Consider the following 18246-nt stretch of genomic DNA (forward strand, 5'->3'; position numbering starts at 1 on the left):
ATATGCATCCGAAAAACTTCAAAGAAAAAATTATCAAAGGCAATTTCAGCGCCTTAACCAACTATGTGGAAAACGCACGTTATGTGCATGCCACAGAGCTGGCGCAATTGCTTGCTTCATTGCCGGAGCAAAAAGCCTTCGATACTTTTCATGTACTGCCGGTTTTTCACCAGGTAAAAACGTTTCCTCTGCTTAGCTTTCTGTTGCAGCAAAAAATAATACAGCGTGTTACTCCAACAAAAGCAGCACACCTGCTCAATGAAATAAATGCAGACGATCGCATCATTTTTTTCTCGCGGCTGCAACAAACAGAATTGCAGGAAAACATCGATCTCTTAAACACAAAAAACAAAGCTTCTGTTATTGCTTTGTTGGCTTACCCACAAAACAGCATTGCAAGATGCACAAATACCTCCTGTATAACAATTACCAAAAACATCACCATCGGAGAAGCCAATGAACTTATCAGGAATAATTATAAAGATGACAGGACGGCCGATATAGTTTATGTGGTTGATGCAAAAGGCAGGTTTCTCGGAGATATCCCCGCGAGAAGAATATTAATGACCGATCCGTCAAAACATGTAGAAGAGGTAATTGATGATTCAGTTGTGGTGCTTCATGTAACATACACTAAAACAACGGCCCTCGCTTTGTTCAGGGAATACAACTGCACCATGTTACCTGTGGTTGATGAAAAACAGGTACTGATAGGCGCCGTAGCCCTGGATAACGTAGAGCGTGCGGAGGAGGAAGCGGCAGCGACAAAGCTTCAATGTTTTGGCGGAGTTGCACCGTTGTCACTTTCCCATGCTCAAACAACCATCACAACATTGGTAAGAAAGAAAGTACTATGGTTGCTTGCCCTTTTTATTCTCGAAGCGTGCTCGCTTATATTGTTTTCGTTAAGCAAAAGTGTGTTGAACCGGTCTTTGTTATTCCTGCTTTTTATTCCGATAATACTGGCCGGCGGAGGTAATGCAGGCACACAATCTGCTTCACTCGTCAGCGGAACATTTTCGTCAGCTGGGTATAATAATTCAAGCAGGTGGCGGTTCTTCCGGAAAGAATTTGCAACCGCCGTTATTTGTGCTTTAATACTTGGCGCAATCTGCTTTGCATTCATTACGATCTGTAATCAACTGGGTGTATTGTACGACGCAGGTCATTGGAGCACTGTTGCATTTGGCATATCTGCATCGCTCGCATCTGTAGTTCTTGCCGGTTCTGTTATCGGCACAATGCTTCCGCTGCTCGCAAACAAATTCAAACTCCGGTATCCGCTGGTGTCTGCACCACTGGTTAATGTGGCTACCGACATAGCCGGAATAGCGCTATATTTTTTTATAACAAACAATCTGATTGATCAATCATTTCCATAAATCTCCCCATATGTTACAAGCGCAGATTTATATTGACAAGGACGACCTGAAAGGATCCAAACCTTTGTACGAGTACATCATGCAATTTCTTATCGAACACAAAATTGCAGGAGCTACGGCGTTCAAGGGTCAAATAGGATACGGACCGAGTCAGCACCTTAACAGACCACATGCTTTGTTCAGCTTTGATGAAATTCCTATCGTAATAATTTTTATTGATGAAGAAGAAAAAGTGAAGAATGCGCTTACAGCTTTGCGTAAGGAAGTAAAAAACGGGCTGATTATTACTCATCATGTTGAGAAATGGCAATAAATGATAAAGAACTTACTCTTATTCTCGTTAAGAAACCGCTGGGCGGTTATCGCCATAAGTATTGTACTGATGGCCACAGGCTATTGGTGCTTCAGACAGTTAAAGATCGAAGCTTATCCTGATATTGCGGATACCAATGTAATTGTTGTTGCGGAATATCCCGGGCGTGCTGCAGAAGAAGTGGAGCAACAGGTTACCGTTCCTATTGAGCGTGCCTTACAGAATACACCAAATGTGCTGGACAGAAGAAGCAGAACCATCTTTGGCCTCTCTGTTGTTCAGCTGACTTTTAAAGATGGCACTGATGATTACTTTGCGCGGCAGCAGGTAATTGAGCGTTTAAAAGACGCACAGTTGCCGGATGGTGTATCTACAGATCTTGCTCCGTTAACAACTGCGGTTGGAGAAATATTGCGTTATGTGGTTGAAGCTCCGCCAACATATAGCCCGACACAGCTGCGCGATTTGCAGGACTGGGTGATTAAGCCTGCTATACTGCAGGTTCCCGGCATTGCAGACGTAACAACATTCGGAGGACCGCTGAAACAATTTCATATCCTTACCTCTCCGGATAAGCTGCGCAAGTATAACCTGAAATTGCAGGATGTGATTGATGCCGTAAACTCCAACAACCAGAATACAGGCGGTAACGTAATTGAACGTGGAGGACAGGGCTTTGCGATCCGTGGTTTAGGTGCTATCAAAAATGAGCAGGACATCCAAAACATCGTACTTAAATCTGATGCCGGCGTACCGGTGTTTGTTCGCGATGTGGCCACCGTTGAAATTGGCCCGCCGCCACCAAACGGTGTATTGGGTTACACAGTTACCAAAGACAGCGTGAATGTGAACAGTGGTGTTGAAGGAATTATATTGCTGCGCAGGTACGAGAATCCGAGCGAAGTATTGAAATTACTGAAGGACAAAATGGACGAGATACAACAGACTGAATTACCCGATGGTGTTAAATTCAGGGTGTTATACGATCGTAGCTTCCTCATCGACCATTCACTTGAAACAGTGGCCCATACGTTAATGGAGGGTATATCGATCGTAATCATTTTGCTGGTACTGTTTCTTGGAAGTATTCGCAGTGCATTGGTCGTTGCCCTTACTATTCCATTTTCGCTTCTGTTTGCATTTATCCTGATGCGCTTTGTAGGCATACCGGCCAACCTGCTTTCATTGGGTGCCATTGACTTTGGTATTATCGTAGACGGCGCTTGTGTGATGGCAGAACACCTGATACGCAAATACAGGACCGTTACTCCGGAAGAGAGATCGCAGGGGATTGTCCGCATTACATTGCTGGCAGCCCAGGAAGTTGGCAGGGAAATTTTCTTCTCTGTAACTATTATCATCCTGGCTTACATGCCGATCTTGATGATGACAAGGGTTGAAGGAAAATTATTTTCTCCGATGGCGCTTACACTTGCGTTTGCAGTAATAGGCTCAATGCTTGCAGCGTTAACATTCATACCGGTTCTTATTTCCTTCTTCTATAAAAAGGCAATATCGGACGTTGACAAACCTTTGAAAGAACACAGGAATCCGGTGCTTGATTTCCTGGAAAAACAATATGGCAAGTTTTTGAATAGGCTTTTGAACAATACAAAGAAGACGGTGATTATTGGATTTGGTATTGTTTTAATCATCATTCTTTTTGGATTAAAACTCGGTACCGAATTCTTACCTACACTTGATGAAGGATCTATTTTTCTTAGAGGTAATTTTCCTGCAGGTATAACCATCCAGGAAAACGCTAAGTATGCACCTACCATCAGAAGTACAATCGCCAAGTATCCGCAGATTGCTTTTGTGATCACACAATCTGGCCGTAATGACGATGGAACCGATCCGTTCCCTGCAAACAGAAATGAAATACTTGTAGGCCTGAAAGATTACAAACTTTGGAGTGACACTATTTCGAAAAAGCAACTGGTTCAGGACATTAAGAGTGATCTGCAAAAGCAGTTGCCTTCGGTGCAATTCTCATCTGGTCAGCCGATCATTGACCAGGTGATGGAAATTGTAACAGGTAGTGCTGCCGACCTTGCTATATCAATTGTTGGTGATGATCTTCAGTTTATGCGTAAGAAGGCGGATAGCATTGTGAACATTGTCAAGAATACGCAGGGAGCAGACAATGTAAACATCGAGCAGGAAGGTCCGCAGGAACAGCTCGCCATCAATATCAATCGTGAACAGGCTGCACGTTTCGGCATTAACGTTGCCGATATACAGAACATGATTGAAGCGGCCATTGGAGGTAAGGCAATTTCAATCTTGTATGATGGCACCAAGAGATACGACATTGTTGTACGTTATCTTCCGCAAGACAGAAATAACCTGGAAGCTATTAAAAATTTGCAGGTACCTTCTGTGGGCGGCGCGCTGATCCCGATGAGCCAGTTGGCTGATATAAAATTTGTAGAAGGCCAGACAAACATTTACAGATACAGCAGCAAGAGAATGGTAACCGTTCGTACAAACATCCGCGGCCGGGACCAGGGAGGATTTGTAAAAGAATTACAGGCCAAGATTGATGCACAGATACATGTGCCGAAAGGCTATAATGTTATTTATGGTGGTCAGTATGAAAACCTGGAAAGAGCGGGCAAACAATTGTCTTTAACCATTCCGCTTACAATTATTATTGTATTGCTCTTCTTGTTTATGTTATACAAAAACATTGCACATACACTTGTTACAATGAGCTGTATCTTATTTGCGCTGGCTGGAGGAATATTCGCGTTACTAATGCGTGGATATTACTTTAACGTGTCTGCAGGTGTGGGATTTGTGAGCATCTTCGGGATCTCTGTAATGGCCGGTGTGTTATTGGTTTCGGCAATTAACAGAAGGCGCGAGCTGGATGACAGTAAATTAAAAACTGTTGTACTGCATACTTCCAGAGAACAATTAAGAGCATTGCTTTCAATTCTGATAGTGGCGATTGTAGGCCTGGTGCCTGCAGCCAAATCATCCGGCATCGGATCTGACGTACAACGTCCGCTGGCTACTGTTATTATCGGAGGATTGACAAGCACATTAATATTTGCCCCTATGATTATACCCCCATTGTATCTATGGGTATCTAAGAGTAAAAAGAAGGTAACCCCCATGAAAAAAGAGGAAGAGTTAGTTTAAAAAACTTAAGCGTACAATTCCTCCGACTTTTTACTTCCAGACCGCCGGGACTTATCTAGTATAGGTTCCGGCTTTTTTTTGAACCACGGAGGCACGAAAGACACGGCGAAACACGACGGTTTTGCCACGAAGACACAAATACTCAAAGATGCACGAAGATTTTTAACCCACAGCAACACTGAAGCACAGAAGAAAGAACTCTAACCACAGAACTAAAGAAGTTTATTAAGGAGTTTCACATAAAAATATTCTGTGCTTCAGTGCCTCTGTGGCAAAACCTTCGCTTCGATAAACGTATTACGTATAACTTACAACTTATAACCTCCCTTGGACTGTCATTTTCAATTTTCAAATTTCCCCGCCTGAATGACATCTGTCGGGCAGGAATTGTCCATTAAACAACGAGCAGATTCTCACAAACCGTTTGACTGAAAATTGTCTTGCTCTTGTTGTTTAGCAGAACGGACATAGAGCGGTCAAAGTCCTGGATGTCTTTAATAACAATCACTGAACCGATGCTTAACCCTACCGAATCAAGGAATTTAAGAAATGCAGTTTCATGATTCAGGACACCAGTAAGTTTATATTTTTTATTGATTACACCTTCGGATAGTTGTGTTGCTTTAAAAACAGGAAGCTTACCATTTGCGTCTGGAATGGGTTCGCCATGCGGATCGAATTTTGGATGCCCCAGCATTTCATCAATCCTGTCGAAAAACAGGTCTGACTGAATATGTTCTATTTGTTCGGCAATGTCATGTACTTCCTCCCAGCCAAGGCCCATCACCTTACTCAGGAAAAGCTCTGTCAGCCGGTGTTTTCTGAGTATGTGCAAAGCCATCTTCTTTCCTTTTTCGGTCAGCTCAATGGCCTTATATTTTTCGTATCGCAATAGTTTTTTTTCAGCAAGTCTTTTGATCATGCTGTTAACGGTAGACATCTTTATGTCCAAACTATCGGCAATATCCTTTACAGAAATTTCTTCAGTTTCAAGGGATAGGCGATATAGTGCCTTTAGATAATTTTCCTCGGTTAAAGTTATCATACCCGTAAAAATATCATCTTTTAGCATCAAAAGATCGTGGTTTAAACAAAATTTAAATTGTTAGATTAGTCTAACTTTTTAGTTTTGTACATCAAATTATAAAATATGAAGTCTCTGCTGCTCATCTTTCTCTCCACCTTAGTATTAAAATCGAATGGCCAAAACAAATTAGTTAGTATAATAGTAAAAGACAACATCAAAGCCTCAACATTAAACAAATGTTCTATATTTTCTCTCAATTCTGCCGTTTCAGGTGTTACAGATGATTTTGGAGTTTTTTCATTTCCGGCTGCAAAAGTAAAATCCGGCGACAAAATCGTCGTTTCATTCACCGGTTTTAAAAATGACACCATTTTAATTTCCGGAGAAAAAAGTATTTACCGTGTTTTTTTGCAACCCGCTCAGCAACTTTTGGAAGAAGTGGTTGTTACCGGCGTTTCCAAGGCCACACATATAAAAGAGAATCCGGTTGCGGTGATCAGCGTTTCTTCCAGAACGATTGAAAAAACGATTGAGAGCAACATTATTGATGTTCTCACTAAAAACGTCCCCGGTCTTACCGCTGTTAAAACCGGCCCGAATATTTCAAAACCGTTTATTCGCGGTCTTGGCTACAACAGGGTGTTGACGCTCTATGACGGAATTCGCCAGGAGGGTCAGCAATGGGGCGACGAGCATGGCATTGAAGTGGATGGATATAATTTGGAGAGAGCTGAAGTAATAAAAGGCCCCGCAAGTCTGATGTTCGGCTCTGATGCTTTAGCGGGTGTAGTAAGCCTTATCCCGCGTTTGCCAAAAGAAAAAGATGGCAAACTTCATGGCAAATTCACTTCTGAATACCAAAGCAACAATGGTCTTATCGGTAACGGGATCCGCCTTGATTATAGCAGCGAGCATTGGATGTTCGTGGGCCGCGGCTCATACAGGCTTGCTAAAAATTATACCAACAAAGCCGATGGACGTGTTTACAACACTGGTTTTAAAGAAACCAATCTTGCCTTTACTGCGGGCTACAATTCGCCCAAAGGCTTTACAACGCTGAATGCAACACTCTATGATAATCTGCAGGGAATACCCGACGGTAGCCGCGATTCATTGACGAGGCAGTTCACCAAACAGGTATTGGAAATGCCGCTGGATGATATTAAAAAGAGACCGGTTGTAACGGATGATGAACTGAATGGCTATGCACTCAGCCCGTTGCATCAGCATATTCAGCATTACAGAATTTATACAAACAACCAGTACAGAATTGCAACAGGAATGCTTGATGCCAACGTGGCTTTCCAGCAAAATATCAGAAGAGAATACAATCATCCTACCGAAACAAACCAGGCTGGACTTTTCGTAAGATTAAACACGATTAACTACAGCATGGCCTACACGGAGTCAGGAATTACCAATATGGATATTTCCGTTGGCGTTAATGGAATGTATCAATCTAATGTCAACCGGAACGGCACTGATTTCCCTATACCAGACTACCGTCTTTTCGACGCAGGCATTTTTGGTCACGCGAAGTGGAAATACAATAAGTGGACAATAAGCGGGGGAGTACGTTACGACACAAGGCAGTTAAAAGGCAATGATTTTTATGTAGCTAAAAATCCGGCAACCGGGTTTGAGCACCAGGTGTTTCCGCCCGATACAGCCAATGCAAGGCCGCAATTTCCAGCCCTGCGGCAGTCGTTCCAGGGTACATCTCTCAGCTTCGGAATAACCTATCAACTTAATAACCATATCAACCTGAAAGCTAATATTGCCCGTGGTTATCGCGCACCCAATATCACAGAAATTGCCTCCAATGGATTGGATCCCGGAGCGCATATCGTTTATATTGGCAACAGGAACTTTTTACCTGAATTCAGTTTGCAGGAAGACATCGGAGTTGGCCTTGAATACCCGGATCTTTCGGCATCACTAAGTTTGTTCAACAATTCTGTGCAGCAGTACATTTACCTGGCCCAGGTAGTTGATGCACAAGGTAATCCGGTAATTGTAGAAGGTAATAAAACCTTTCAATATCAGCAGGCTTCGGCGCATTTATACGGGCTGGAGGCAATATTAAATCTGCATCCAAAGAACCTTACAGGTTTTTCATTCAATAACGCTTTCTCCGCCATTCGGGGAATTAATACCAAACCTGATTTCAAAAATACAGGAGTACAGGGCGAATACCTGCCGTTTATTCCGCCGCTCAAACTTCTAAGCAGCGTTAATCAGCAAATAAAGACTTCTTCAAAAGTCCTCCGCCAGATCAGCCTCACTGCGGAAGCGGATGTTAATGCTGCCCAAAACAGGTTTATGGCGCTTTACCAAACTGAAACTGCAACGCCCGGCTATACATTGGTCAATTTCTCAACCGGAGCAGATATTTATTACGGTAAGAACAATTGCGTTCAGCTCCAACTACAGGTCAATAACCTTTTCAACGCAGTATATCAATCCAACCTGAGCAGGCTTAAATATTTTGAATACTACACCGCCTCGCCAAACGGAAGATCCGGCATTTATGGTATGGGAAGAAATGTGTGTGTGAAGGTGGTGGTGGGACTGTAATAGCTGTCAGCTTTTAGCTATCAGCTATTAGCCCCGTGCAAAAGCGTAACTGTAACCAACATTTCTTCTTTATAAAAACAAAAAAGACCGTAGTAACAGCGGTCTTTTTTTATAGAGATTTATTCATTAATTATCCATATCTCGCCAAAGCTAAAAGCTGATAGCTGACAGCTCACAGCTAATAAAGATCGTCCAGCTTCATCTTCAAATACTTAATCACACTTCTATGAGTGCTGAACACTGAAATGCCTACACCCATCAATACCAACCCTCCGAAAAGAACAAGCGTTAGTGAATTGTCGCGAATTGCTTTTAATTGAGGGAACTGGCTTTCGGCCCATTGCATCAACGAAAAAAGAATGGCGATTGCAATACCGGAACTGATCAAGCCATTCACAATAGCACGTAAAGCCATTGGACGGGCAATAAAGTTGCGGGTTGCTCCTACCATTTGCATGGTCTTGATCAAAAAACGGTTACTAAACATGGCAAGTCTTATAGTATTGTCTATACTAACAATAACGATCAGGCATAACACAATGGCTACCACCAGGAATATCAGGCCTATTTTAGAAGTCTTCTCATTAAGATTGTTCACCAGCAACTGCGGATATTGTAAATCAGTGATTTGATTACCGTAAGCATTCAGGATGGAGGATTGCATTTTGGCCAGGCTATCTTTATTAACGTAGGCCGCCTTTGCGTAAAAATCTATACTTTCCGGAAACGGATTGTCTTCCAGTATTTTGCCCCAGTCTTCATTATTTTCCTTGTTCCAGATCTCTTTGGCTTTTTCCTTGTTTACGTAGGTAACATCTTTCGCAAAGGGCTGGGCCGTTATGAACTGCTGAATCTGCGCGATGGTGTCTTTATTCATGGTGCGCAGGTAAGCACTGATGCGGATATCTTCCTTAAACGTGTTACCAACCTGTCTGAAATTCAAAAAAATCCATCCCATCACACCCAGGATGAGCAACACAATCGCCACGCCAACAATGCTATAGATGTAACTGGGTTTGCTCCGCCTCAATGAAGATTTACCTGTTTCTGCCATGCCAATATATTATAGGATTAGTGAAGAAAGCAAATTTAGGGGATTCGCTTACATTTGCACACACTCTTAACGATTGTTTCTTGGCCTTAGTATGGTCTCATGTGAAAAAAAATGCGAATATTTATTTCAATGTTAACGGCAACACATTTGCCCGCGGCTAAATTGAAACCATAAGCGCTATTCCGGGATTTTTATTATACCATGAATGGCAACTGCTTTTTCTTTAAGATCCAAAGCGGCATTTGAGTAATTTTCGCAATACAAATAGTAAACGAACAAACGACATATAGTACAATGGAATACAACTTTCGGGAGATAGAAAAAAAATGGCAGAACAACTGGAAAAGCACCAATGCCTACCAGGTGAGCAACGATTCTTCCAAACCTAAATATTACGTGCTGGACATGTTCCCCTATCCGAGTGGAGCAGGCCTTCACGTGGGACATCCGCTTGGTTACATCGCCAGCGATATTTTCGCCCGTTTCAAAAGATTAAAAGGGTTTAACGTACTTCACCCAATGGGTTACGACGCATTCGGCCTTCCGGCAGAACAATATGCCATTGATCATGGCGTTCATCCGGCAACCAGTACTGCGCAGAACATCAGCAACTTCCGCGGACAGTTAGATAACCTGGGATTTTGTTACGATTGGTCAAGAGAAGTACGCACCAGTGATCCATCTTACTATAAATGGACACAATGGATCTTCCTTCAATTATTTAACAGCTACTATAACAGGCAGACCAACAAAGCTGAAAGCATTGAATCACTTGTTGCCCTGTTTGAAAAAGAAGGTAATGCAAACCATATTTGTCCCGGCGATGCTTCACTAAGTTTTTCTGCTGATGAATGGAAAAGCTATTCTGAAAAAGAACAACAGGATATTCTGATGTTGTATCGCCTCTCCTATTGCGGTTATGGAGAAGTAAACTGGTGCGAAGCATTGGGAACCGTTTTAGCCAATGATGAAGTGATCAATGGCGTTAGCGAAAGAGGTGGCTATCCTGTTGTTAAAAAGAAGCTTCGTCAATGGTACCTCCGTATCACTGAGTATGCAGACCGTTTGTTGCAGGGACTTGAGACAGTTGACTTCAGCGATGCGATGAAAGAAATGCAGGGCAACTGGATTGGCAAGAGCTATGGAGCTGAAATAGATTTCGCCGTTAAAAGTGAGCAGGGAAAAGTAAGGCAGATGCGTGTTTATACCACACGCCCTGATACAATTTTTGGTGTGGACTTTATGGTTGTTGCTCCCGAACTCGATTGGATTGATGAGGTGAAAGGCTCAGCGCAGGCTCAGTCTGTTGATGAATATATTGCATATGTAAAAAGCCGCAGTGAAAGAGAACGCATGGCTGAGAAGAAAATCTCCGGCTGTTTTACAGGCGCTTATGCCATCAATCCTTTTGATGGTCGTGAAATTCCTATCTGGATCAGCGAATATGTGTTGGCGGGCTACGGTACCGGCGCTATCATGGCCGTGCCTTGCGGCGACGAACGTGACTTCAAATTTGCGCAGCATTTTGGTATTCCGATCACTAATATCATCGGTGAACATTATAATGGCGAAGAAGCCAATCCTACCAAAGATGCTATCCTGGAAAACAGCGGATTCTTAAATGGCCTGGTAATGCGCGAGGCAATGACCGTAGCAATTGACAAGATTGAAGAGATGGGTATTGGTAAACGCAAGGTCAATTTTAAAATGCGCGATGCCGCATTCAGCCGCCAGCGTTATTGGGGAGAACCGTTCCCTATCAAATGGATCAATGGTATCGCCTATCCGTTGAGCGAAGATCAACTGCCACTTGAATTGCCTTACGTAGAGAAATATGGACCGGGACCAGAAGGTGAAGGACCTTTGGCCAATATTGAAGCATGGACGTCGGAGCATCTGGAAACAAACACAATGCCCGGATATGCAGGATCTTCCTGGTATTTTCTCCGCTACATGGACCCTGACAACAATGAAATTTTCTGCAGCCGCAAAGCAAGTGACTACTGGGGCCAGGTAGATCTTTATATCGGAGGAACTGAACATGCTGTTGGGCATTTGCTGTACAGCCGCATGTGGACGAAGTTTTTATTCGACCTCGGATTGATAGGTCATGATGAACCTTATAAAAAACTGGTTAACCAGGGGATGATACAGGGTTCGTCAAGGTTTGTATATAGAGTTCATGGTGCCAACAAATTTGTTTCTGCAGGATTAGCTGATCAATACCAGACAGACAGATTACATGTAGATGTAAACATGGTGGATGGTGTTGAACTCGATACCGAAGCTTTCAAAAAATGGAAAGCTGAATATGCTGATGCAGAATTTATCCTGGAAGACGGAAAATATATCTGCAGCTCAGAAGTTGAAAAAATGAGCAAGAGCAAATTCAATACTGTTAATCCTGATGACCTGGTTAACAGATACGGCGCAGATACTTTCCGCATGTATGAAATGTTCCTTGGACCTGTTGAACAAAGCAAGCCATGGGATACAAAAGGTATTGAAGGGGTGCACCGTTTCCTCCGTAAACTGTGGCGCCTGTTCTTTGATGAATTGAAAGGCAAGATTTGGAACGAGGAAAAAGCAACAGATGCCGAATTGAAAATATTACACAAAGCGATCAAAAAGATTGAAGAAGATACAGAACGCTTCTCTTTTAATACCGGGGTTAGTGCTTTCATGGTTTGTGTGAATGACCTCTCTGATGCTAAATGCCACAAACGCGAAGTGTTGGAATCTTTACTGATCATGCTTACGCCTTACGCACCGCACGTTTGTGAAGAGTTGTGGAGCCAATTGGGCAATCAATCATCTATACTCGATGCTTCTTATCCTGCGTTTGAAGAAAAATATCTTGTTGAATCAACCAAAGAATATCCTATCAGTGTAAACGGAAAATTAAGAACAACCATGAATATTGCATTGGATGCCACGCAGGAACAGGTTGAACAGCTGGTACTACAGAATGAGGTTGTGATAAAATGGCTGGATGGCAAACAACCCAAGAAGATCATTTATGTAAAAGGACGCATGGTTAACCTGGTGATCTAATTGCACGATCATTTGGTTTTTGAATACCTGAAATTACTTTTTAATGAGCTGCCGCATGGCAGCTCATTCTTTTTGTTATATTAGCATTGTGTTGCATGCATTAACAAACATGAAAGTGTGGAAATATAATCTTGTATTAACATCATTCATTATGAGAAACCTTTTATCAATTTGCCTCATCGCATTGCTCTTTGCCTGCAATAACAATGCATCCAAACACGCTGCAAAAGATTCCACGATTACAAAAGAAGATGACAATAGCAAGGCTGATGATATAACCATGCAGGAAGTTGAAGGTGTTTACCAGGGTACTTTACCTTGTGCCGATTGTCCGGGTATTGCTACTACCATTCAGCTGAATGAGGATAGTACTTTCCTGATAGAACAGGTATACAAGGACAGGAATAAAGGCAGTGCATTTTACAGCCTGGGAACATGGTCACTAAGCGATAGCATTGTTTCCCTAAAGGGTATTAAAGACGGCCCTTCCATGTACAAAGCAACACTCAATGGTCTGCAACAATTGGATATGCAAGGCAAGGAAATAGTGAGCACAGGCAACCTGAATTTTAATCTGCCTCGTGTGGCAAACAAAAGCTTCAACACAAAATCAAATATTCCGCTTGAAGGCATGTTTGTTTATTACGCTGATAGCCATTTACTCACAGTTTGCGCAACAGGTAAAACGTATCCTGTGGAATTGACAAAGGAAACCGTTAACATGGAAAAAGATTACAGCGCACTTAAAAAGAAAGATAAAGAAGCTTTACTGGTGAATGTAGAAGGCACGTTTGAATTCCGGCCGTCGATGGAGGGTGATAAACAGGTGCTGACTTTTGTAGTTAGGAAGTTTATTAAGTTTCTGCCGGGGGAAAAATGCAAATGATTTTTTGAACCACGGAGGCAGTGCGGCACGGAGAAACACGACGATCATTTTCTTCCACAAACTTTGCGCTAAAGATATCGTCGTGCTGCTTTTCGCCGTGATTCTTTGTGCCGTTGTGCCTCCGTGGTTTACTCGCTGCGTAGCAGCGTTTCAACGTATCGTTTAATGTAGTCTTGTTTTTGCTTGAGTTTGTATTGCATGATGAACCGCGGATGCGGGACAGCTTTAATGTTTTTAAACCACTGATATTTCTGGTTTAGCTGGTTGAGATAAGTAAGATTTTCCCCTTCTCCGATACAAAAACAAACATCGGTATTTAATCCCCACGATAACTGCTTATTGATACAATCAACAACGAACGGTTCGATTAATTGTTTCAATAATTTATCGTCATAATAATTCAGATTCTTACCTTTTTTCACAAAGCCAAGCGGACTTATTGCAGTGATATAGACCTTACCGTAAAATGCATTCGTGCCACCAAATGCCTCGATCATATCATAGATGAAAACGGATGATAATTCCTGTTTCTTCTGAAAGTCATTTGCAATACCACAATCCCGTTCAAGACGAATTGGATCAGTAAAGGGAATACCCGTTATGCCGCCACCGAAGCGACCGGGATTTATACCCATCATGATATGTCGCGGCTTATTATCGTTGTAAAATTTTTTATAGAATGCAGAACAAGCTTCCCGCACTTCTTCATCTTTATGTGAATCTAATACTCCCACACCTTCGGGAAGATCGAACGGCATTTTGAGATGAAACAAAAAGTCAAGTATTTTTTTGGAGAGGGACATGTACAAAAGTAGGAGGATTGGAGATTGGAATCATTATTGTCAGACTAAATTTCAACAGATTGAGTCACGATCCTTGTTAGCTAATAGTGACAGATGAACTTTCATCCAGCTAATCCCTCTTAATAAATTAAACCTCGTCGATGCAATCATTATCAGGCAACCTATCTTTTCACACTTTTAGTCGAACAATAATGATCTTAATGTTTGAGAGGAACATACGTTCATTGGAACTATCAGCTCAGTCCAGTATGAAAGCCACCCTAACTATTTCTACCTTTGCATCAAACGATCTGCTATGCAAGACTATAACTGGAGCACCTTTACAAAACGTGTCCCTATAAAAGCAAGCAAAGAAGCAATTTACAACGCGTGGACCACGCAAGCCGGACTTGAAAGCTGGTTTCTGCGTGAAGCCCATTTTACAACAAAGGATGGCGTTGCTAGAACTCCTTCAGAACAAGTTAAACCAGGTGACAAATACAAGTGGCTATGGCATGGTTATGATGACTCAGCTGTTGAACAAAATGAAATATTGGAGGCTAACGGCACCGACTTGTTGAAATTCATTTTTAGCGGAAACTGTATTGTCACCGTCAGCATCAAGGAAGAAGCCGGAGAAACACTCTGCGAACTGACGCAACAAATGCCAATGAATGACGAAAAGGAACAACGTTATTTCTATATTGAATGCGGAAAAGGATGGTCGCTCTATCTGCTCAATTTAAAATCAATACTGGAAGGAGGTCTGGATCTTCGCAACAAGAATATAAACTTACCGAATGTTGTTAATGCTTAATGCTCATTAAGTCATAATGTAAAGTCCGATAAATTTCATCTATCGCACATTCAGATTATCGATGTTCAGGAATGATGGCAACGAATCAATTTTGAGATTCATTAAATCACTTCAAAAACACGCATTATGGTATTGGAATTAACTGATCACAATTTTGCATCACAAGTGGCGAATGATAATAAGCTAACTGTTGTGGATTTTTGGGCCGAGTGGTGCGGTCCCTGTCGAGCGCTCAGCAATGTTATTGATGAACTTTCCGAAGCCTATAGTGGGCAGGCTAATATGGCCAAAGTAAATGTGGCTTACAACCCGGAATTATCCATTCAGTATAATGTTAGTGCAACTCCTACACTTCTGTTTATCAAAGATGGTGCAGTAGTGGATAAACAGGTTGGCACACTTTCAAAGATCGCGTTGGAAAAACGCATCCGCGAGAACCTTTGAGTGGTAAGTGATAAGTTATACGTTGTACGTTTAAGCCCTTCGCTTAGAAAAACGTATAACGTATAACTTACAACGTATAACTTACTCCATATTTTGTCTCAGCCACTTCTCTGCTTCTTCTGCAGTCCAGCCTTTACGTTGGGAGTAATCATTCAACTGGTCCTGCGAAATTTTACCTACGCCAAAGTACTGGCTTTTTGGGTTGCTGAAGTACCACCCGCAAACACTTGCTGCCGGATACATAGCCAACGATTCAGTCAGCTCAATACCAGTATTTTCAGTTGCATTTAAAAGATCGAACAATTTGTATTTCTCAGTATGATCCGGACAAGCGGGATAACCGGGGGCAGGTCTTATTCCGGTATATATTTCCTTGATCAGTTCTTCGTTGGTAAGATGTTCATCCTTAGCGTAGCCCCAGTAATCTTTACGCACACGTTCGTGTAACACTTCAGCAAAGCCTTCTGCAAATCTGTCCGCCAGGGCCTGTAACATAATCTTGTTGTAGTCATCGTACTGGTCGGCAAATTTTTTCAGGTGAGGTTCAATACCGTGAATAGTAACGGCGAATGCACCTATATAATCTTCTATGCCTGTCCCCTCCGGCGCTATAAAATCAGCAAGTGATAGATTTGGCTGATCCGCAGCTTTCTTCACCTGCTGGCGAAGGAACTCCAATTTTACCGGCTCTCCATTATGATTTACGCGCACACTGTCCGCGCCCGTTTTTGTTGCCTCATAAAAACCGATAACACCTTTTGCCGTCAGCCATTTTTCAGTAACAATTTTGTCCAACAACGCGTTGGCATCGTTGTACAGTTTCGTTGCTTCTTTTCCAATTACAGCATCTTCCAGCAACTGAGGAAATCTTCCACCCATTTCCCACGCAATAAAGAACGGACCCCAGTCTATGTATTTACGGATCTCGGCAAGATCGAACTCTTCAAAAACTTTTGTCCCAAGGAATGAAGGTTTCACAGGTTTATACTCGCTCCAATCAACTTTTACAGCATTGTTTTGTGCATCTGCAAAAGAAATATATTGTTTGAACGACTGGCGCTTGCCAAAGTCATCTCTTAATTTCTGATACTCAGCTGCTACACCTTGTAAAAACGCGGGCTTGTTTTCATTGCTAAGTAATGATCCGGCTACTGTAACACTTCTTGATGCATCCAACACATGCACAACTCCGTTACCATACTCAGGTTCTATTTTAACGGCTGTATGTGTTCTTGATGTAGTAGCGCCACCAATCAACAGTGGTTGTTTCATGCCGCGGCGTTTCATTTCCCGCGCAACATGCACCATTTCATCAAGCGAGGGTGTTATCAATCCGCTCAGACCAATAATGTCGGCCTTTTCTTTTTCCGCTGCATCTAAAATTTTATCAGCCGGCACCATCACGCCCATATCAATGATATCATAGCCATTACAGCCTAATACTACGCCTACAATATTCTTACCAATATCGTGTACATCACCTTTAACAGTCGCCATTAAAATACGGGGTGCGTTAGATGTGTTACCTTGTTTCTCTGCTTCAATAAAAGGCGTTAACCAGGCCACGCTTTTCTTCATTACCCTCGCGCTCTTCACCACCTGTGGCAGGAACATTTTACCTGCACCAAACAGATCACCCACCACATTCATGCCGTCCATTAAAGGACCTTCAATTACATCCAGTGGTCGGGGATATGTCTGCCTTGCTTCCTCTGTATCTTCATCAATGTATTCAGTAATACCGTTTACCAGTGCATGTTTTAAACGCTCTTCAACAGATGTTTGTCTCCACGCATCATCTTTCTTTTCCTCTTTACCTGTTGCTTTTACTGTTTCGGCAAAAGCAATCAATTTATCTGTAGCCTCGTTATTATCATTGTTCCTGTTAAAAATTACATCCTCACATAATTTTTTCAGCTCAGGTTCAATCTGGTCATACACCACTAACTGACCTGCATTGACGATGCCCATGTCCATGCCCGCCTGGATTGCATAAAAAAGAAACACGGAATGCATTGCCTCACGCACATGATCATTTCCTCTGAAAGAGAACGAAAGGTTACTAACACCACCGCTGATCTTTACGAGAGGAAACTTTTGTTTGATAATGCGGGTCGCTTCAATAAAGTCCACCGCATAGTTATTATGCTCTTCAAGACCGGTAGCTATCGCGAATATGTTAAGATCGAAGATGATATCCTGCGGATCAAAACCTACTACTTCAGTTAAGATCCTGTATGCTCTTTCACTGATGTTTACTCTTTTCTCCAGAGTATCAGCCTGGCCATTTTCATCAAAGGCCATTACAATAACTGCAGCACCGAAGCTTAAGCAGATTTGTGCCTGGTGGATAAATTTCTCTTCGCCTTCTTTTAATGAGATAGAGTTAACAATACACTTACCCTGCACACATTTTAATCCCGCCTCTATCACTTCAAATTTGGAAGAATCGATCATCACCGGAACCTTGGCGATATCCGGTTCACTCTGCAGGTAGTTCAAAAAAGTGGTCATCGCCTGCACACCGTCAAGCAATGCATCGTCCATGTTCACATCGACGATCTGAGCGCCGCCTTCTACCTGCTGACGCGCAACACCAAGGGCCTCCTCAAATTTATTTTCTTTGATAAGCCTGGCAAATTTTTTAGACCCGGTAACGTTGGTACGCTCACCAACATTCACAAAATTTGTCTCCGGCCTAACAATCAAAGGCTCTAATCCTGATAAACGTAAATATGGTTTAATGATCATGATAAATTG

Annotated in this window: 12 protein-coding genes; 8 read left to right on the forward strand and 4 right to left on the reverse strand. The window is 42.3% G+C overall.

Annotated features, from left to right (window positions below; translation table 11 throughout):
• Positions 1–2: 2 nt before the first annotated feature.
• From QTN47_RS14720 to QTN47_RS14730, 3 genes are read left to right on the forward strand one after another with little or no spacing between them, the layout of a single operon-like run.
• Entirely contained in the window at positions 3–1382 is a 1380-nt protein-coding gene (locus QTN47_RS14720; RefSeq protein ID WP_369330150.1) for a magnesium transporter, read from the forward strand.
• Positions 1383–1392: 10 nt separating this feature from the next.
• On the forward strand, positions 1393–1695 hold the full coding sequence (locus tag QTN47_RS14725; RefSeq protein ID WP_369330151.1) for a DUF190 domain-containing protein: 303 nt from the start codon (positions 1393–1395) through the stop codon (positions 1693–1695).
• Complete coding sequence (locus QTN47_RS14730; protein WP_369330152.1) at positions 1696–4845, forward strand: efflux RND transporter permease subunit; 3150 nt, start codon at positions 1696–1698, stop codon at positions 4843–4845.
• A 394-nt stretch (positions 4846–5239) separates the two neighbouring features.
• Here QTN47_RS14730 and QTN47_RS14735 read toward each other — a convergent pair whose 3' ends face one another.
• Entirely contained in the window at positions 5240–5890 is a 651-nt protein-coding gene (locus tag QTN47_RS14735; RefSeq protein WP_369330153.1) for a metal-dependent transcriptional regulator, read from the reverse strand.
• 105 nt (positions 5891–5995) lie between these two features.
• Between QTN47_RS14735 and QTN47_RS14740 the strand changes: the two genes are divergently transcribed.
• Positions 5996–8449, forward strand: a complete 2454-nt coding sequence (locus QTN47_RS14740; protein ID WP_369330154.1) for a TonB-dependent receptor — start codon at positions 5996–5998, stop codon at positions 8447–8449.
• Positions 8450–8627: 178 nt separating this feature from the next.
• Here the strand turns inward: QTN47_RS14740 and QTN47_RS14745 are convergent, their stop codons facing one another.
• Positions 8628–9503: a cell division protein FtsX gene (locus tag QTN47_RS14745; RefSeq protein ID WP_369330155.1), complete on the reverse strand. Its 876-nt coding sequence runs from the start codon at positions 9501–9503 to the stop codon at positions 8628–8630.
• A 294-nt stretch (positions 9504–9797) separates the two neighbouring features.
• Between QTN47_RS14745 and leuS the strand changes: the two genes are divergently transcribed.
• Positions 9798–12557 (forward strand): leucine--tRNA ligase, encoded by a 2760-nt coding sequence (leuS, locus tag QTN47_RS14750; RefSeq protein ID WP_369330156.1) that lies wholly within the window; start codon positions 9798–9800, stop codon positions 12555–12557.
• A 151-nt stretch (positions 12558–12708) separates the two neighbouring features.
• Positions 12709–13443, forward strand: a complete 735-nt coding sequence (locus QTN47_RS14755; RefSeq protein ID WP_369330157.1) for a copper resistance protein NlpE N-terminal domain-containing protein — start codon at positions 12709–12711, stop codon at positions 13441–13443.
• A gap of 128 nt (positions 13444–13571) precedes the next feature.
• Here QTN47_RS14755 and QTN47_RS14760 read toward each other — a convergent pair whose 3' ends face one another.
• Positions 13572–14246 carry a uracil-DNA glycosylase family protein gene (locus tag QTN47_RS14760; protein ID WP_369330158.1) on the reverse strand — a complete coding sequence of 225 codons (675 nt, stop codon included), beginning with the start codon at positions 14244–14246 and terminating at the stop codon, positions 13572–13574.
• 295 nt (positions 14247–14541) lie between these two features.
• On the opposite strand from QTN47_RS14760, the gene QTN47_RS14765 reads away from it, so the two are divergent.
• Positions 14542–15042: an SRPBCC family protein gene (locus QTN47_RS14765; protein ID WP_369330159.1), complete on the forward strand. Its 501-nt coding sequence runs from the start codon at positions 14542–14544 to the stop codon at positions 15040–15042.
• Positions 15043–15168: 126 nt separating this feature from the next.
• Positions 15169–15486: a thioredoxin gene (gene trxA / locus QTN47_RS14770; protein ID WP_369330160.1), complete on the forward strand. Its 318-nt coding sequence runs from the start codon at positions 15169–15171 to the stop codon at positions 15484–15486.
• 81 nt (positions 15487–15567) lie between these two features.
• On the opposite strand, the gene metH is transcribed toward trxA, so the two are convergent.
• A complete protein-coding gene (gene metH, locus QTN47_RS14775; protein ID WP_369330161.1) occupies positions 15568–18237 on the reverse strand; it encodes a methionine synthase in 2670 nt (889 codons plus the stop codon).
• Positions 18238–18246 lie beyond the last annotated feature (9 nt).

The organism is Danxiaibacter flavus, assembly GCF_041060425.1.
Taxonomy (GTDB): domain Bacteria; phylum Bacteroidota; class Bacteroidia; order Chitinophagales; family Chitinophagaceae; genus Danxiaibacter; species Danxiaibacter flavus.